General features: G+C 37.2%; 19 protein-coding genes. 8 read left to right on the top strand and 11 right to left on the bottom strand.

Annotation, left to right across the window (positions count from 1 at the left end):
• Positions 1-4 precede the first annotated feature (4 nt).
• Positions 5-559, bottom strand: coding sequence for a TlpA disulfide reductase family protein (locus RYX56_RS11815; RefSeq protein ID WP_317122250.1), 555 nt, complete (start codon positions 557-559; stop codon positions 5-7).
• A gap of 335 nt (positions 560-894) precedes the next feature.
• On the opposite strand from RYX56_RS11815, the gene RYX56_RS11810 reads away from it, so the two are divergent.
• On the top strand, positions 895-1,038 hold the full coding sequence (locus RYX56_RS11810) for a hypothetical protein (protein ID WP_317122249.1): 144 nt from the start codon (positions 895-897) through the stop codon (positions 1,036-1,038).
• A gap of 20 nt (positions 1,039-1,058) precedes the next feature.
• On the opposite strand, the gene RYX56_RS11805 is transcribed toward RYX56_RS11810, so the two are convergent.
• Positions 1,059-1,937 carry a diacylglycerol/lipid kinase family protein gene (locus RYX56_RS11805; RefSeq protein WP_317122248.1) on the bottom strand — a complete coding sequence of 293 codons (879 nt, stop codon included), beginning with the start codon at positions 1,935-1,937 and terminating at the stop codon, positions 1,059-1,061.
• A gap of 162 nt (positions 1,938-2,099) precedes the next feature.
• Between RYX56_RS11805 and RYX56_RS11800 the strand changes: the two genes are divergently transcribed.
• Both RYX56_RS11800 and RYX56_RS11795 read left to right on the top strand, forming a co-directional pair.
• Entirely contained in the window at positions 2,100-3,341 is a 1,242-nt protein-coding gene (locus RYX56_RS11800) for a zinc-dependent alcohol dehydrogenase (protein ID WP_317122247.1), read from the top strand.
• A complete protein-coding gene (locus RYX56_RS11795; RefSeq protein WP_317122246.1) occupies positions 3,338-4,429 on the top strand; it encodes a class II aldolase/adducin family protein in 1,092 nt (363 codons plus the stop codon). The genes RYX56_RS11800 and RYX56_RS11795 overlap by 4 nt, the downstream gene beginning before the upstream one ends.
• Before the next feature lie 49 nt (positions 4,430-4,478).
• Here RYX56_RS11795 and RYX56_RS11790 read toward each other — a convergent pair whose 3' ends face one another.
• Positions 4,479-5,630, bottom strand: coding sequence for an MGDG synthase family glycosyltransferase (locus RYX56_RS11790; protein ID WP_317122245.1), 1,152 nt, complete (start codon positions 5,628-5,630; stop codon positions 4,479-4,481).
• A gap of 197 nt (positions 5,631-5,827) precedes the next feature.
• On the opposite strand from RYX56_RS11790, the gene trpS reads away from it, so the two are divergent.
• On the top strand, positions 5,828-6,817 hold the full coding sequence (gene trpS, locus RYX56_RS11785) for a tryptophan--tRNA ligase (RefSeq protein WP_317122244.1): 990 nt from the start codon (positions 5,828-5,830) through the stop codon (positions 6,815-6,817).
• Positions 6,818-6,871: 54 nt separating this feature from the next.
• Here trpS and RYX56_RS11780 read toward each other — a convergent pair whose 3' ends face one another.
• From RYX56_RS11780 to RYX56_RS11765, 4 genes are all read right to left on the bottom strand, one after another.
• Entirely contained in the window at positions 6,872-7,447 is a 576-nt protein-coding gene (locus RYX56_RS11780) for a hypothetical protein (RefSeq protein WP_317122243.1), read from the bottom strand.
• A 375-nt stretch (positions 7,448-7,822) separates the two neighbouring features.
• Entirely contained in the window at positions 7,823-8,569 is a 747-nt protein-coding gene (locus RYX56_RS11775) for a DUF3603 family protein (protein ID WP_317122242.1), read from the bottom strand.
• A gap of 96 nt (positions 8,570-8,665) precedes the next feature.
• A complete protein-coding gene (locus RYX56_RS11770) occupies positions 8,666-8,884 on the bottom strand; it encodes a YuzI family membrane protein (protein WP_047973627.1) in 219 nt (72 codons plus the stop codon).
• Positions 8,885-8,910: 26 nt separating this feature from the next.
• Positions 8,911-9,786, bottom strand: coding sequence for a DUF2268 domain-containing putative Zn-dependent protease (locus RYX56_RS11765; RefSeq protein ID WP_317122241.1), 876 nt, complete (start codon positions 9,784-9,786; stop codon positions 8,911-8,913).
• Positions 9,787-9,955: 169 nt separating this feature from the next.
• Here RYX56_RS11765 and RYX56_RS11760 point away from each other — a divergent pair, with 169 nt between their 5' ends.
• Positions 9,956-10,096 carry a hypothetical protein gene (locus RYX56_RS11760; protein ID WP_317122240.1) on the top strand — a complete coding sequence of 47 codons (141 nt, stop codon included), beginning with the start codon at positions 9,956-9,958 and terminating at the stop codon, positions 10,094-10,096.
• A gap of 33 nt (positions 10,097-10,129) precedes the next feature.
• Positions 10,130-10,420 carry a hypothetical protein gene (locus tag RYX56_RS11755; protein ID WP_047973624.1) on the top strand — a complete coding sequence of 97 codons (291 nt, stop codon included), beginning with the start codon at positions 10,130-10,132 and terminating at the stop codon, positions 10,418-10,420.
• A 64-nt stretch (positions 10,421-10,484) separates the two neighbouring features.
• Here the strand turns inward: RYX56_RS11755 and RYX56_RS11750 are convergent, their stop codons facing one another.
• From RYX56_RS11750 to RYX56_RS11735, 4 genes are all read right to left on the bottom strand, one after another.
• Positions 10,485-12,638, bottom strand: coding sequence for a DNA topoisomerase III (locus tag RYX56_RS11750; RefSeq protein WP_317122239.1), 2,154 nt, complete (start codon positions 12,636-12,638; stop codon positions 10,485-10,487).
• A gap of 117 nt (positions 12,639-12,755) precedes the next feature.
• Entirely contained in the window at positions 12,756-13,367 is a 612-nt protein-coding gene (locus RYX56_RS11745) for an alpha/beta hydrolase (protein ID WP_317122388.1), read from the bottom strand.
• A gap of 20 nt (positions 13,368-13,387) precedes the next feature.
• Positions 13,388-14,368, bottom strand: a complete 981-nt coding sequence (locus RYX56_RS11740; RefSeq protein WP_317122238.1) for a ring-cleaving dioxygenase — start codon at positions 14,366-14,368, stop codon at positions 13,388-13,390.
• A gap of 5 nt (positions 14,369-14,373) precedes the next feature.
• A complete protein-coding gene (locus RYX56_RS11735) occupies positions 14,374-14,829 on the bottom strand; it encodes a MarR family winged helix-turn-helix transcriptional regulator (protein WP_317122237.1) in 456 nt (151 codons plus the stop codon).
• Between the two features lie 166 nt (positions 14,830-14,995).
• Here RYX56_RS11735 and RYX56_RS11730 point away from each other — a divergent pair, with 166 nt between their 5' ends.
• Positions 14,996-15,805 (top strand): PRC-barrel domain-containing protein, encoded by an 810-nt coding sequence (locus RYX56_RS11730; protein ID WP_317122236.1) that lies wholly within the window; start codon positions 14,996-14,998, stop codon positions 15,803-15,805.
• 157 nt (positions 15,806-15,962) lie between these two features.
• Positions 15,963-16,913 carry a type I pantothenate kinase gene (gene coaA / locus RYX56_RS11725; RefSeq protein ID WP_317122235.1) on the top strand — a complete coding sequence of 317 codons (951 nt, stop codon included), beginning with the start codon at positions 15,963-15,965 and terminating at the stop codon, positions 16,911-16,913.
• Positions 16,914-16,917 lie beyond the last annotated feature (4 nt).

Below are 16,917 nucleotides of genomic sequence, written 5' to 3'. Positions count from 1 at the left end.
TTTCTTATCTAAATAGATAAAGGTCTTCCATCATGCTATAAGAAAGCCCTCCATTAATACGTTGGACAATAATGCCATTCTCATCAATAACAATCGTTGTTGGGATGCCAATAATTTGATACGTATTCATCACATCGCCAGATTCATCTAAGAGGACATCAAAGTTTGCACCAAAATGTTTTAGAAATGGAGTAACTTCTGCTTTACTCGTTTCCTGACTTGTCATATTTACCGCTATGAATTTAGCTCCTTGATTGGTTAATCTTTTTTCCATTTCTACAATGACAGGCATTTCTTCTTGACAAGGTGGACACCATGTTGCAAAAAAATTAATGACTACTGGTGTACCGTGATAATCATTTAAGGCAACCGTCTCTCCCCCTAAAGTGGTAAGTTCAAATGACGTAGCTTCATTCCCTACTTGAACCCCTTCTTTAACAGATGCGGCAACCGCCTCTTCTACTTGTTTAAATACACTATCTGATTGACTGTACATAAATCCGACTGAACAAAGGATAATGATAAGTGCGCTTCTAAAAAAAGCTTGGCGTATCGTCATCTTTTGTCCTCCCTTCTTTTTCTCTGACAAGGTTGCTATAATGTAGAATATGTCCATTTAACTAGAATGATGCGAAGGGAGTGAAAGAAAATAACCAAGCTACAAGCCTTCCAATTAATTTTCATTATCTTATTAGCTATTTACGTCTTTACAGCTTATATGAATAATAAAGAAACCAGTATTTTGTTTTTTATTTTAGCAAGTATTAATATCCTCTTGTGGATCCTACGTTTACGTGAAAGAAAAAGAATGAATTAATCTTCAAGCGTTTAGGTGTATTTTTTCGGCCTATTTTGATTATATTAAACTTAATCATTGAAACAGGGGGCTTAAACATGAATGATATCCTGAACAAAGTAAAACACTTCTTCTATGAACTTGTCGAGTTGCTTTTTCTCCTTGAATACGAAGAATGTAAATTAACCAAGGAACCTCCAAAAAACGGTTCTAAATTAAAAGCAAATATTAATTCAAACTAACAGAAAGAGTATAGCCCTTATTAGGAGATTATATTTAAAGCATTCTTCTCAATCGTAATAGTGATGGGTGTTGACCCAATGATCTCCCCATCACCATGTATGATTAATTGCTTATCAGAATTTACAATAATCTCCCTTCCTTGAATCATATTAACCCCTTTCTGCTTCACATGCCCCCCTTTAAATACAGAAGGAAACAGTAATAGTAACTTCCATCTAGATAACCCGTGTACAATACATATATCTACTAGCCCATCTTGACTTGTGGCATAAGGACAAATTTTCATACCACCTCCATAATAAGGATAGTTAGCGATTGCGATTAACCAAACCTTATCATAATGTATATATTCCCCATCTATAGTTAATCTAACACTTGATGGTTTGTAGGTCCGTAATACTTTGAACACACTTAAAATATAAGACAAGCTTCCAAACCATTTTTTAAATCGCATTTGATTTGTAACTTGTGCAACCATCCCATCAAATCCCAGACCTATAACGGTTAGACAGTACCTATTGTTCACTTTCATTAGATCAATCTTTTCTTGACGCCCTCCTATAATGCGCTCAACTTCTCTTCTTAAGTTTCTATCTACTCCTCGTGCTCTAGCAAAATCATTTCCTGAACCAGTGGGAATTACACTAAATGGGTATTCTGTACCAACCAATTGATTTATTACTTCTTGACTTGTACCATCCCCTCCTAATGCTATAACTCCACTTATTTTAGTATGAACATTCTTTATTAGTGTCCTTAATTGTAGTACATCTTCTTTAGACCCAGTGACTAATACTTGATAGTCTATTTTTTTTGATTGTAAATAGAGTTGTACTTCATCCCAAACTTTCAAGGTATTTCCTTTACCTGAATTTTTATTTACAACAAATATGAACATTTTACTTCACTCCTGTATTCATGTAAGATACATCGTTTCCTATTATTAGATTATCTATTCCCTACCAAATAATCCTTTATTTTGGTAACCATATACATAATTATCTTATGGAGGGATATATTAAAGTCAAGCTCAAGATTTGCTTTCTAAGGAGGTTTTATTGTGGAGGCACTACAATTTGACTTTAAAATACCAAAGTACATCCTATCAAAATTGTTAGGAAGGTGGATCCCCTCTACTTACTGGAACACCCATATTTCTTGTTTAAAGTGGAATGACACAGTAGAGCCTACATTACCAAATGAGGATTGGGTCAAAGTTAAAGTGAAGTATGGTGGGATTTGTGGCAGTGATATGAATCTATTGTACTTACACGACAGTCCCTCTACGTCCCCTTATGTATCCTTTCCTTTTACAATAGGGCATGAGGCTGTTGGACAAATATCAGAACTAGGATTGAATGTAACGTCTTTAGAAAAAGGGCAACGTGTTGTTGTTAATCCGGTTCTGTCTTGTGAAAGTAGGAATGTTGAGCTTTGCTCAGCATGCAAGCGCGGTGACCAAAGTCTCTGCCTTCATAAAACCAAGGGGTCGATTGAGCCTGGCTTACTAATTGGTGCATGTCGTAACACAGGTGGTAGCTGGAGTCCTTATTTAGTTGCTCACAAAAGCCAAATCAAAATTTTACCTGATGAAGTGGATGACCTAAATGGGGTTTTGGTTGAACCGTTCAGTTGTGCTTTACATGCTGTATTAAGAAATCCTCCAAAAGATAATGATAAGGTGTTGATTATTGGAGCTGGGGTAATTGGATTATCTGTATTAGCTGCGATAAGAGCTCTAGGACTTAAGTGTTCCATTACCATTCTCGTTAAACATTCATTCCAAGGAGAGTTAGCTAAATTGTATGAGGTTGATCATGTAGTTCAACTAAACCACTCATATGTTAATGAGACTGCTGAAATATTAAATGCCGAAGTCCTAAAACCCGTTATTGGTGATGAAGTTATACAAGGTGGCGCTAACATTGTTTATGAATGTGTGGGGAAAAAGAAGAGCATTAACGATTCTCTCAGATTTGCACATAGTGGTGGGAAAGTAGTGTTATTGGGCTTGGCTGGCATGATTGAAAAAATTGATTGGACAACGGTCTGGTTAAACGAATTAACCATAAAAGGTTGTTTTGCGTATAGTACGAATGAGTTTGAAGGGAAAAAAATGGACTCATTAGACATTTCAATAGAACTTATGAAAAGAGGAAGTGTTGACCTTTCTCCGTTAATTACACATAAATTTCCTTTACAAGAATATAAACGTGCTTTTCATACAATCTCAAATAAAAGAAAAATAAACGTAATGAAAGTAGTTTTTGATCATGATAAGCAAATCGGAGGTACCTTATGAATAATTTCACATTTAGTTCTTCTCCATCCAGCTCCATTTTAAAGTGGTTATCTGATGGAATAATCTCTACGTTTACAGAAAGAAATTTTGTATTTAGGGATCCCTCTGATAATCAAATAAAGCTCGTTTTTCATTTTTTAGATGAGGATAATGTAAGACCATATCGCCGTAAAGCACAAGCAACATTTGTGGTAGCTGTACTTGAAAGTAAAGGGGCACCCTATGATATCTTTAAAGAAGTGTATCCGTTCCTAATTAGGTCTTTAGCTAACCACCTTATGTATATAAATCATCGAGATGAGCAAGTCGATATCCATTTTCTCACGCCAGAGCAAGGTTGTTATTCTATTCAATATAAAAGGGGCGAGGAGGAAAAAGATTTTTTCATGAAAATCTTTCAACGCCTGCAACCTCTATCCACTTCTAAATTGGTTATTGATAATGGATTTGCTGAAGACTTACCATCTGACAAGTGGAACGGAGATCATGTCACTGAAGCACTTAGCAAATCTGGCAAAAGGTTAGATAAGATGGATTTACTTCCTGCTCCTTTCCCTCTTGAACATTATTTAAATAAAAGAGATATGCGACATCTAAATAAACTCTACGGTATCGGGGGGCTAAGTTATGGAAATTTAAGTGCTCGCTCTGACCAAAATCATTTTTGGATGAGTGCAAGTGGTATCGATAAATCTAATATGAACGATGTTGGAAAAGATATCCTCTACATTAAAGGATACAACAGTGATGCAAATCAAATGGAGGTTAGCATCCCTCCCAATGTTAAACCTAAAAGAGCTTCAGTTGATGCGATTGAGCATTGGATGATATACAAAGAACATCCAGAAGTTGGCGCAATTGTACACATACATGCGTGGATGGATGATGTAAAAGCAACCGAAATAAATTATCCTTGTGGCACCCTTGAATTAGCTGAAACTGTGGCCCAATTAGTTCGTGAGGCAGATAATCCTGCTGAAACTATAATCGGACTTAAAAATCATGGTTTAACTATTACAGGTCCTTCTCTTGAGAATATCTTTCAACGTATTGAAGGTAAAGTTCAACGACAAGTACCTATGAATTAAAGACCGATGGTAAAGAACCATAACCTGCTACTCCTTATTTAGGAATAGGTTATGGTTTTCTTAAATGAGGGGGGTGCAACCCCTCCATATGCATTACTCTTGAACATGGCATGCTCGTGATTACATTTGCAATATGAGAAGCAGCATGTGGCGTTTTAGTTTTTTTAGCATTTTGAACAAGACTCTTATAAAAAGAATGATCAAATAGTAAACGTTCAAGTAAGACAATTATATCCGATAATTTATCTGCTTTTATAGCGGTCCCCATCTCCGTCAAAATCGTAGCATTATTTTCTTCATGTCCTGGTACAGGTTTGTAAACTAGAATTGGGGTTTCACAAGCAAGTGCTTCAGACATTGTTAACCCCCCTGCTTTCGACAATATCACATCACTTGCGCGAAGATAATCAATAAAATGGTCTGTGAATTCAAGAACGTGTATTCTATGTTTACTCACAATAGATTTAACCTTCCTGGTTATTTTTTTATTGACTCCCGTCATACACACTAACTGAACAGGGCTATTCAAACCTTCTAATGATTTAATAATTTCAACATACTTTCCTAGACCTAGTCCACCACCAGTTAATAGCACTGTTTTTTCATTGGGCACTAACCCTAGTCTTTCTCTAACTTGATACCGAGAGAGTAATGGATCTGGAACCGTCTTTATTGGTATTCCTGTAAAATGAAATTTTGCACAAGGAACGTTATATTCTTTAGCAAATACTTCGTAATTTGGCGCCCCTGTAAAATAAGCGTCTATTTCAGGTCGAATATAACCCGGGTGCAAATCCAAGTCTGTTATAACAGTATAGAGTGGGATATGTAAGCAATGCTTTTTTTTCAAGTTCGAAAGAAAAGCTGTTACAAAGGGATGTGTAGAAACCATGATGTTGGTGTTCTGTTCAGAAATAATGGAATATAATTTATCACAAAAAAAACCACCTAATTTATCCATTATTAAAAACCAAGAATAATCAGCTCCATACTTATATAAGCGCCCCCATAAGTTCGGGGCTCTTTTTATCATACTTAAGTAAAGTACAAAAAAAACTTTGTGTAGAAGGGGATGAATAGCATAAAATGTATCAACAATAGTCACACTATGCCCTTTGGTTTCAAGTTGTTTTTTTAGCGCTTTAGACGCTTCATTATGCCCACTCCCAATTGAAGCTGAAAAAATTGTAATATGACTCATTTCAAACAACTTCCTCTCTCGTCTCTATTCCAACCCTATCTATCCTCTATATTGTTTACTTTTTTTCTGAGAACATGCGTATAGAAAAGCTTGATGAAGAAATCGACTAGGATTTTAAGGAACAATTTGTTATGATTTTAATATTAAAAAATACTCTACATACTAAACAATGCTTAAGATAAGGAAGGTTGTGCCATATGAAAACGGTTTTTTCAGGTATTCAACCAAGTGGGACGTTAACACTTGGAAACTATTTAGGAGCCATGAAACATTTTGTTGAGATGCAAAATGATGCAAATTGTTATTTCTGTATTGTCGATCAACATGCGATTACGGTTCCTCAAGATAGGCTAAAATTACGAGAGAATATTCGCAGTCTAGCTGCTCTTTATTTAGCAGTCGGTATTGATCACCATAAAGCAACTTTATTTATACAATCAGAGGTTCCTGCACATGCACAACTAGGTTGGATGATGCAATGCGTTGCTTATATTGGCGAACTAGAGAGAATGACGCAGTTTAAAGATAAGTCAGACGGGAAAGAAGCTGTTTCTGCTTCATTATTAACCTATCCGCCATTGATGGCTGCTGATATTTTACTTTATAAGACTGATATCGTCCCTGTTGGAGAAGATCAAAAACAACACCTTGAGCTTACTCGAGACCTAGCTGAACGCTTCAACAAAAAATTCAATGATATTTTCACTGTACCAGAAGTGCGCATTCCAAAAGTAGGTGCTCGTATTATGTCTTTAAATGACCCTACAAAGAAAATGAGTAAATCAAACCCTAATCCTAAAAGTTATATTTCCATGTTAGATGCTCCGAACACTATTACTAAAAAGATTAAAAGTGCTGTTACAGATACTGATGGTGATATTCGCTTTAACCGAGAGGAAAAGCCCGCTGTTTCAAACTTGCTTTCAATCTACTCCTTATGTTCAGGGAAATCAATTGAAGAACTAGAAGAAGCATATAAAGGTAAGGGTTACGGAGAATTTAAACAAGATTTAGCTGATGTTGTTGTACGAACACTAGAACCGATTCAACAACGTTACAATGAACTGATAGAATCTGAAGAATTAGACCGCATTCTAGATGAAGGTGCCGAGAAAGCAAATTTTGTGGCCTCAAAAATGGTTGAAAAAGCTGAACGAGCAATGGGCCTTGGAAGAAAGAAACGTTAATATTTATGACGATAGAAAAAGCAGCATGCCAACTAATGGCCATGCTGCTTTTTATTATTGCAAGCTAAGAGGGGTACCGTCTTCTAATTCAACATTAAAGCTCTTTCCTCTTAATACATCCTTTTCAACTTCTAAATATTGCCTTGGCATCTCTAAGTATTCATCGCTATCGCTAGGTTCGGAAAAGATCTCAACTACAATTTTTGCAGTGTCATTTTCCTCAAGAACAATGCGTTTTGCATGTAAATCATGTCCGCGTAATTCTTCATCACTTACCTGGTAAAGCAAATAATCGCTTTCCTCAAAGTCAAATGTGTCTGCTTTTTCACTTGGATGGTCCTCATCTGTATATAACCAAATTCCTGCATGTGGCTTTCTATTAGGAGAGCCAAACGTCCATCTAATGCGAGTGAATGAAACAGTTTCTTCCACAGCAGAAGGGGCTACAGCTTGTGAATCAGTTCCTTCTTCACTTTCTAAACTCTCTTCATTCTCTTCCATTTCCTCATGAACCACTTCTTGACCTTCGTCCAATTCTTCAGTAGTAGATGTTTCCTCACTGCTACAAGCTGAAACAACTATTAGAAAAGTCATTAGTAAGAAGGCCTGACACATTTTAAATACATTCATAATGTCTAATCCAACCCTATATTTGTCATTTTTATCATTATTTAAGTTATCTAACTGTTATTTTTTGTCAATTATTACATTGAAATGAGATATACTATCTTCTGTTTTCCACATGATCAAAATAAAAAGCGGACGAATATGCTCGTCCGCTTTCTATTTTAATACCCGTTATTCTTTTTCCAGATCTTACCCACAAAAAATGATAAACCTAATGTACCAACTAGAAGTACAATTGTTAGAATTTGCATGACTAAATACGCAAAACCGTCCATCGTTACCCCTCCCATATATTCGTTCTTCCTACTTATTATAGGAGAGTTGATGTTTCTTGTAAATGTGAGAATCTAATGGTTCACTTGATGAACATAAATTAAGTTACTTTACACTCTCGCCATGCTCAAGTTCCCATAACTTTTCAAAAAAGGCTTGTCCTTTGACCATTGATTCACACAAGTGATGGTGACGTGGTGACCAGCCGCCTTTAACTTCATTATATAATTCATGCCATGCTTCATCCCTTGATAGCATTTGAATACGAACATAGTCGCGTGGGTTCCATTCTGTATACCAATAACGCACTTCAGCATCATGGCCTGAATGATAAAGCTGATCAAGCGCCATATATAATAATTGTTTGAGTTGACGTTCTTTACGAGTCAGCCCGCGCATCTCATCTGGGTCAGGTGAAAGGATATGATATTCCTTTTGCTCATGACGTTCAATTAATTCAAATGTTTCAAATTCATTTTGCTCAAGCATTTCATAGACAATTTGATCCTGTCTTGGGGTAAGTCGACTTTTTCGGATCGGTGTTTTGTAGCCCATGGTGTCAACAGCAATAATCCCTTTTCCATCTGTGGCAATAAAGCAGTAATCAAGTTGAATACGTGACATATTCTTTCTTAAATAACTTTGTTGATGCACAGCTTCAAGTAAATCTTCAGGTAGATCTGTTAATTGGTTTTCAATATAATCATATAATTCCTGACTGACTTTTACTAAGATTGCTTGATCGAGAACTTCAATTCGATCATCACTTCGCCATTCAAAAAAATCACACACATTATAACCGTTTTCTTCCCCTTCAAACCAATTGACCCATACGTCCCTAATATGAACCATATAAAGCCCCCCTTACTGTTAACGATTTGTATCCACAGTATGGGCAAGCTTAAGGTAGTTTATTCCACATTCTGTAGATTGATTCCATATTCTCAACTATTTATTTTTTCGTTCTCTTCGGTCAGGGATAGCCAAAGACCCAATCACCATTATCACCCCTATGATAAATAAATACAGCTCAGGTCTCGTTGCGATGAAATGCATATAATAAGAGAACTCATATCCGAGAGTTAAAATATTTAAATAAGCGAGTAAGCTAACACCTCCTGCAACAGCAAATCCAAACCCAACCAACATAATGAAAATCCTAACCATATTCACCCCCACCATTCTTTGCAATGTCATATAAACTTACTTGTTCCATCCTTACGCCCCCTCACATAGTTGTAAAAACAAGATGCCTTGAGCCAATCTACGGATTTTATAGTGGTAAGTTCTTCTATCGATCTCCCTTTAAAATGCCTTAGTGCCGACTGAACAATATGATATCCACAACAATAACCAAGCCATCGGGGCACATCATTCATTCCACCACCATACAAATAATGAAGATGTTTCCCTCTTCCTTTGGTAAACAAATGAGGCTCTATCCACTGCTGAAACAATGGGATCATTTCTTCTATGTTATAAATATTCGTCCAAATGGCTATATACTTTTCCCCCACTTCCTTTTGAACAGCTAATTCCGCGAGTCCTTCCATAATCATCGATTCTAATAGAGAGATCGATTCTTCTTTTTCCTTCGTGATAAAAAGTCTAAATCGATGGTGGAACTCATGCGTGATCATTGCTTTTAATTCTGCATCTGACAATCCTTCATCGAGAAATAGGATGATTGCATTATCTACAGTCAGTCCATTCTTACCTCCTAGGTTTTTAATCGTTTCTTGATTTGAACTAGCTGGCAAAATATATATAGGAATATCTGGAGCTTTCCATTTTTTCTTTAAACTGTGAAAATGCTCTGAAATAATCGCCCAATAATGATGTTCAATAAAATGCTTCGTGACCTTTTCACAGTCTTCATGAGGAGAAATGAGACCTAAATGAATAAAATGTCGTTGCAGTGAGAACTCTGCGTTTTTGAATAGCGGCTGTAAGGGAGCGATCAGCATTTTCTGATGCCACTGTTGTTTCTGTTCTAAAGTGAGTCGGTTCGCCCATTCACCTTTATAATGGTTTAACCACTTGTCCGTTCTTACAACACCAATCATCATCACACCCTCTCTATTACTACACTATGTTGCCACTAGAAAAAATGATTCCGCATATAGAAGAAAATTACTCTTTTATTTTTGCTATGCATAGTATAGGGAAGTCATTATGCACCTAGTTGCCCACCTTTTCATAAGATGTAAGAAGAATCATGGGCATGGAGGTGAAGTTATGTCCGACCAAGAGGAAGCACGGAGGACAATACTTTTTATAGTGGCAGCCATTTTGTTTGGTTATTTTGCCTTAGGTATTGGTAAAGATATCCCTACTAGTTCTGGTTCACTAACTGAAGATGTCATCCTCTTAGGTTAATCTTCACAATGGCTAGGATGGGTGGTAATCAATATGAATCGACAGAACGGCCCCTATAATTGCAATCATGGTCAGAATGGTTATAACAATAATAATCAAAAAAAAGAATCCTATAATTTATCCCCCCAACAAATTGCAGTTATTGCCGCTTTAGCTACGAATGCCCTGACCGTTCGAGCGGTACTTGTCGATAATGAACAAAATGTGGAGATTGTCTTACAAGGCAATCTTCGCCAACAAACACAATTAGAAAAGATTATCGACAAAGTAAGTGAGATGCCGTTTGGGGACGTGATAGATGCATTCATGAATCGAAAAAAATAATCATACTAGTCCAAGAACAATGAAAAAGCCCCACTCAAGGAGGGGCTTTCTGCTTGTAACTATATCATTTTTCAAAGTTGATCTTTCCTTCATTCGTTATGGTCAAAACAGCATCAAACGATTGCTCTCCTTTTTTAAAGCCCTTGATTGAGTTTGTCTTCCCTTTTTCAAGTAAAGATTTTATAATTGGCTCCGTCATCCTTTTACCCAACAACGTTTTAGATAAGGTAAAGGCACATTTTTTAGCTTTGTAATTTGAACACCCATAAAACGTTCCCCTATCAACTATTTCCCCTTTGCACAAGCGACAGGTCCCAACTACCTTTTTAGTTCCTTTACTTCTTTGTTTAAAAGGTCGTCTTTGTATAGAAGATGTATCAAACTGAGTAAAATCCCAATTCTTAGATTGCGATGCGGCTTCATCAATCAAATGAATAGATAGCTTTTTTGCTTGTTCCATAAATGCCTGTGAAGAAGCAACACCTTCTCCAATTTCGCTTAGGCGTTGTTCCCACTTTGCTGTCATTTCAGGAGAAGCAAGAATACTAGAGCCAAGAGCCTCTATTAATAAGCACCCTTTAGGAGTAGGAGATACAATGTTTTTCTCTACAATCATGTAACCACGATCTTTTAGGATCGATATAATTCCAGCTCTTGTAGCCTCTGTACCAAGTCCTTGAGCCTCCATTAATACTTTCTCTAACTCTTTATCTTCAATCGACTTTCCAGCAGCTTTCATTACAGTAATCAGTTGACCTTCCGTGTAACGTTTTGGTGGTTGGGTCATACTTTCTTTTACAATGGATTTCACAACCGTTCCTTCTTCACCATTAGAGAGTGGTGGAAGGAGGACATCTTGATTATTTTTCGACTCATTGTAAATAACCTTACGCCATCCTTCTTGAAGCATCTGCTTTCCTTTCGATTGAAAAGTTGCCCGGTCTTCTACCGTTGTTTCAATATGACTATGACTTATTATTGCTTCTTGTTCATGCGCTGCAAGCAGGGATCGTACAATAAGGTCATAAATTTTCCTCTCTTCACCTGTAAGCTTTTCAACATTTGGCACTTGTTCAGTTGGGATAATCGCATAATGATCGCTCACTTTTTGATCATTTACATATCGCCGATTTGCTTTTAAGCTTTTAATCGGTAAGGGAAAGTAAGCTTGATACTCTTTAAATTGAGCCAATTTAGATAAAATTGTAGAAAAGGTATCAGCTTCTCCTTTGGTAATGAAGCTGGAGTCTGTTCTTGGATAAGAGATATATCCTTTCACATATAGTTTCTGAGCAACGTCCAATGTCTTTTTTGGCGAGAATTTATATCGTTTGTTTGCCATTGCTTGTAAGCTTGATAAATTATATAAATACGGTGGTTGGTAACGTTTTTTCTCTTCCTTGATTGCCGTTACAGCTGCCGATTTCCCCTCACAAAATTGAGCTATTTGCTGTGCTTGTTTAGCCGATTGTACTCTTGTTTCACCTTTTTTATGCCAAGTCCCCTCATAGATTTTTTCTTCCATTTGAAAGGTTGCCTTTACTTCCCAAAAAGGTTCTGATTTAAATGCTTTTATTTCTTTTTCTCTCTTTACAATTAATGCTAAAGTTGGTGTTTGAACACGTCCAGTTGAAAAGACATCATTTATCCCTTTTTCACCTAAAAGTAAGGTATACGCACGAGAGGCGTTCATTCCGATCATCCAATCAGCACACGCACGACTTAACGCCTCATAATAAAGAGGACGTGTTTCTTGTTCCGATTTTAAATGCTGAAAACCTTCTTCTACAGCTTGCTTCGTTAAGGACGACAACCATAATCTTTTTAGCGGCTTAGTGGACTTACATTGTTCAATAATAAGCCTAACGATCAATTCCCCTTCTCGTCCTGCATCCCCTGCCATAATAATCTCAGAAACAGCCGGATTTCCAATGAGCTTTTTCACCACTTGAAACTGTTTATACTTGCCCTTACTTACTTGAAATTCAAACGTTTCTGGCAATATTGGCAAGGTATCAAGCTTCCATGCTTTCCATTTTTGATGATAGTGCTCCGGGGGTCTGAGCTCACAAAGATGTCCCACAGCCCACGTGACAAATGCTCCACGTGGAAAGGTGGCGCAAGGCTTTATTTCAATCGAACCTTGTTGTTTCTTTGATGGAAAAGGGGCTGCAAGCTTTGCTCCTTGATCAGGTTTTTCCGCAATAATTAACTTCATTTATACTCCCCCTTGTTAGAACAAGTATAACGTAAAACACCGAATAAAGGGAACATCCGTACTCCTATTTTCATTCAAAATAAGCATACAAGGTATATCAACCTTGTATGCTCGATTTCACTTTATAAAGTTCTCTTCAAACCATCTTTTAGCATCGATTACTTCATCCCTTGTTAACTGATGGCCACCTTCACCCCAATACTCTGTTACATTTGCTCCTGCTCGGTTCAAGTCATCAATAAGTTCTTTCGTTTCTTTAGCCGGGATTAACGGATCAAGTTTACCTGCCCCTATAAAGATAGGGACCTCATTAGCAGACGGTATCTCAACATCCCTTCTTGGCACCATAGCATGGAAAAGGGCAGCACCCTTCAGTGAAGACTGATAGTGATAAAGTAAACTAGCTGCAATGTTTGCCCCGTTTGAATAACCGATGGCCACGAGATTCTCTCTATTAAAATGATAATTCTCTGCGGCTTCATCAAGAAATTCATTCAATTCCTTCGTGCGAAAGATCAGGTCCTCTTCATCAAAGACTCCTTCACTAAGTCTTCTAAAAAACCTTGGCATCCCGTTTTCTAAAACATTTCCACGAATCCCTAATACAGCGGCTTTTGGAGCAATAATATCTGCAAGTGGTAAGAGATCTTCTTCATTCCCACCTGTACCGTGCAGTAATACTAAAGTAGGCAGATTTTCTTCTGTTGCTTCCTTAAAAATATGCTTCAACATAGATTCCTCCTATCTCATTATTGTTTTGTATCTAGCGGCTTTAATTTCGCTTCAATTTCGGCACGTTGATCCTCAAAGTAAGGTGGAAGAGATAAACGTTCCCCTAACGTTTCAAAAGACTCATCTCCTTCAAATCCAGGACCATCCGTTGCTAATTCAAAAAGAATTCCATTTGGCTCACGGAAGTATAGAGATCTAAAATAATATCGCTCAACAAATCCCGAATTCGGTATACCAATTTCTTTAATATACTCTACCCATTTGTGCATGTCTTCTTCATCTTCTACGCGAAATGCCACATGATGTACACTTCCTCTACCTGGACGCTCACGATCAAGGTCCCGACGCTCTTCAAGGTGGATTTCAGCACCAGATCCACCATCTCCCGTTTCAAATACTCGAACAGGCTTTTGACCTTCCTCAAGTGGCGCATATTGTCTCGTTTCCTTAAAGCCCATAATAGACGTTAACACTTTTTCCGTTAAGTCTGGTCGAGATACCGTTAGAGTCACTGGACCTAATCCATAAATCGCATGCTCCACTGGAACAGGGCTATCTTCCCAAGCTTTTCCACCCTTCACGCCAATGTCATGTTGATCTGAAACTAAAATTAAGCGCTGCCCTTCAAAGTCTCTAAACGATAAAGTAGCTCTTCCAGAATGTCTAGTGATCTCATCATACTCTACACCATACTCAGTAAAGCGAGTTTTCCAATAATCAAGCGCCGCATCATTAGGCACCCGTAATGAGGTAGCTGTAATACTATTTGTTCCAGGATACGTTTGACCTGCATGAGGAATTTCAAAAAAAGTTAAGTCAGTCCCAGGATTGCCGCGCTCGTCTGCGTAAAATAAATGATAAACAGATGGATCATCTTGATTAATGGATTTCTTCACCAATCTCATCCCTAAGATCTCTGTATAAAAACGATAGTTCTCTTTTGCGTTTGCTGTAATAGCTGAAACATGATGCTGGCCTTTTAATGGTTTTCTAGTCATGTTTTTCACTCCTTAATAAATGTTGTTTTAGTATTATGCACTTCCACTTTTTTCAACAATCTAAGCAATTCCTTTTGTTCCTCTTTATTTAGACCTTCAAATTGAGAAGCTTGAAATAGTTCTTGCTTAGGCACTACTACTCCAAAAAGTTCTTCCCCCTTTTTGGTTAAACGGAGAATTTTTGTTCTCCACTCTTGTTCTCTTTTGACTAGTTCTAACTTTTCAAGTTTTACGATCGATTGTGTAATATTCCCTTTCGTCACAAAAAGCTTTTCTGCTAATTCTTGTTGTGATAAAGGTTGATGCGTACCAATTTGTACGAGTAAATCAAATTGAGAGGTAGTTAAGTTCCATTGACTTAAATGTTGATTGGATAAGCGAATACTTGCATGGTACAAACGAGCCAGGCGAAACCAGATCAATAAATTCAGTTTTTCTTGATGTTTTGATTGATTAACCACTTTTACCCCCCCCTAACTAGCATCAGTTTAGTACTAAACTGATTAAAAGTAAAGAATTCTGCTCAACTATTTTATATCCTAGATAAAATTCTAGATGTTTAATAAAGCGCTGTTCGGGAACTTATCAAGTAAGAACAAATTCAGAATAATAGAGAGGGCTGATTGGATGTTGTTACGTGCTAAAACGTTAAAATCGTATTCTATGTTAGCTAGCGATGGTGAATTAGGTTCATTAGATGATTTTTATTTTGATTCAGACACAGCTACTATACGCTATTTTGTAGGGGATACAAGAACTTGGTTTTTTGGAGGCAAAGTACTTTTAAGTCCGCTCTCATTTAAGGAAGTGGATCGTTCAAACGAGCGAATAGCTGTTCATGCAACGAAAGACCAAATCAAGGATAGTCCAAAACCTGAGTCCCACGAACCAATAACAAGAAAGTATGAGCAAGAACTAAGTTCATATTACGGATGGGAAGGCTATTGGGCCGGTGCAGCTACAAGAAGAGATATGACCGGCTTTCAAGCTCATGCTCCAATGATGCCGCCTATTTTTAATCCTGATGGACCTCGTGATTCTAATCCTGGCGTACAAGCTGATGCTAACCAAGCACGAGATAATCAATACGGTGAAGATCAATTACTTGTAAGCGTAGAGGATATTAAAGGCTATAAAGTTCACTCCATTGGTGGAGAAGTCGGTAAAATCCATGATTGTGTCATTGATGATGAAGATTGGAAAATACGCTATTTTGTAGTAAATGTTGGTGGATTTCTAAATAAAGAATTAGTTCTAGTTTCAATTGAATGGTTAAAAGATGTTAATTGGCGCGAGCATACCATCACGATTGATCTTGATAATGAATTGATTGAGCAAGCACCTGAATTCACCTCTGATGCACCGATTACGAGAGAATACGAAGCAAAGCTTTATGCTCATTATAACCGTCCTGTCTACTGGGAAGATGCCCGCTAAATGGTCATATTTTCAACACTCAGAAATCGCCAGACTTCATACAAGAAGCCTGGCGATTTTTTCTACATTTTTAACAAAATGAAATTGATCCTTATCGATTCCCTATGAATGGTGTACAATAGTACGTAACATTCGTCGGTATGAAAAGGAGACAATCATGACTACCTACCAAATGATTTCCCGACCATCTGCTTTTACCACTTTTACGAGAAAAGAATGGGCGGATCTATCGGATAAAACGTCCATTTCCTTAACAGCTGAAGAAAGAGTACAGCTCCAAGGCTTAAATGAGACTATCTCAAAAGAAGAAGTTCAAGATATTTACTTGCCATTATCAGAGCTCTTATACATGCATATTAAACATTCAAATCATCTACACAATGACTTGAATCAATTTTTCCAAAAGAAAACCAAAAAAGTTCCATTTGTTATTGGGATCGCAGGCAGTGTGTCAGTCGGAAAAAGTACGACTGCACGTCTTATTCAAGCTCTCGTCTCTCGCTTTCCTACAAAGCCGAAAGTAGATCTTGTTACAACCGATGGCTTCCTTTATCCTAATGCCATTTTAGAAGAACGTGGGTTAATGAAGCGTAAAGGATTTCCTGAAAGTTATGATATTGAGAGCTTACTTGGTTTTCTTACAGATTTGAAATCTGGTTCCGCTTACATTGAAACTCCTCTTTATTCTCATCTTAAGTATGACCGACTTACTGAAAAACAAATTGTAGAGGAACCAGATGTAGTGATCGTCGAAGGGATCAATGTGCTTCAAGTGAATAAGAAAAACAAAAAAATCCCTCAAATGTTCGTTTCCGATTTCTTTGATTTTTCGATCTACGTAGATGCTGAAGAAGACAACATTTTAAGCTGGTATATTGAAAGATTTAAATTACTAAGAAATACAGCCTTTCAACAGCCAGAATCCTTCTTCCATCGTTATCGACATTTATCGGATACAGAGGCCGTTCATTTTGCCACTGATATTTGGAAAAGTATTAATGGAGTAAATCTTGAAAGAAACATTAGACCTACTAAAAATCGTGCAGACCTGATCTTAAAAAAAGGCGAAGGGCATAAAGTAGAAGAGATTCAAGTAAAGAAAAAATAACAAT

Origin of the sequence: Alkalihalophilus lindianensis (assembly GCF_032843265.1) — a bacterium.
Lineage (GTDB): Bacteria > Bacillota > Bacilli > Bacillales > Bacillaceae_D > Alkalihalophilus > Alkalihalophilus lindianensis.
This window is presented reverse-complemented; position numbering and strand designations above follow the sequence as displayed.

What these genes read in the sequence shown, in the direction of transcription:
- RYX56_RS11815 (WP_317122250.1), bottom strand. Translation starts at nt 559, where the DNA reads ATGACGATACGCCAAGCTTTTTTTAGAAGCGCACTTATCATTATCCTT.
- RYX56_RS11810 (WP_317122249.1), top strand. Translation starts at nt 895, where the DNA reads ATGAATGATATCCTGAACAAAGTAAAACACTTCTTCTATGAACTTGTC.
- RYX56_RS11805 (WP_317122248.1), bottom strand. Translation starts at nt 1,937, where the DNA reads ATGTTCATATTTGTTGTAAATAAAAATTCAGGTAAAGGAAATACCTTG.
- RYX56_RS11795 (WP_317122246.1), top strand. Translation starts at nt 3,338, where the DNA reads ATGAATAATTTCACATTTAGTTCTTCTCCATCCAGCTCCATTTTAAAG.
- RYX56_RS11790 (WP_317122245.1), bottom strand. Translation starts at nt 5,630, where the DNA reads ATGAGTCATATTACAATTTTTTCAGCTTCAATTGGGAGTGGGCATAAT.
- trpS (WP_317122244.1), top strand. Translation starts at nt 5,828, where the DNA reads ATGAAAACGGTTTTTTCAGGTATTCAACCAAGTGGGACGTTAACACTT.
- RYX56_RS11780 (WP_317122243.1), bottom strand. Translation starts at nt 7,447, where the DNA reads ATGAATGTATTTAAAATGTGTCAGGCCTTCTTACTAATGACTTTTCTA.
- RYX56_RS11775 (WP_317122242.1), bottom strand. Translation starts at nt 8,569, where the DNA reads ATGGTTCATATTAGGGACGTATGGGTCAATTGGTTTGAAGGGGAAGAA.
- RYX56_RS11770 (WP_047973627.1), bottom strand. Translation starts at nt 8,884, where the DNA reads ATGGTTAGGATTTTCATTATGTTGGTTGGGTTTGGATTTGCTGTTGCA.
- RYX56_RS11765 (WP_317122241.1), bottom strand. Translation starts at nt 9,786, where the DNA reads ATGATGATTGGTGTTGTAAGAACGGACAAGTGGTTAAACCATTATAAA.
- RYX56_RS11760 (WP_317122240.1), top strand. Translation starts at nt 9,956, where the DNA reads ATGTCCGACCAAGAGGAAGCACGGAGGACAATACTTTTTATAGTGGCA.
- RYX56_RS11755 (WP_047973624.1), top strand. Translation starts at nt 10,130, where the DNA reads ATGAATCGACAGAACGGCCCCTATAATTGCAATCATGGTCAGAATGGT.
- RYX56_RS11750 (WP_317122239.1), bottom strand. Translation starts at nt 12,638, where the DNA reads ATGAAGTTAATTATTGCGGAAAAACCTGATCAAGGAGCAAAGCTTGCA.
- RYX56_RS11740 (WP_317122238.1), bottom strand. Translation starts at nt 14,368, where the DNA reads ATGACTAGAAAACCATTAAAAGGCCAGCATCATGTTTCAGCTATTACA.
- RYX56_RS11730 (WP_317122236.1), top strand. Translation starts at nt 14,996, where the DNA reads ATGTTGTTACGTGCTAAAACGTTAAAATCGTATTCTATGTTAGCTAGC.
- coaA (WP_317122235.1), top strand. Translation starts at nt 15,963, where the DNA reads ATGACTACCTACCAAATGATTTCCCGACCATCTGCTTTTACCACTTTT.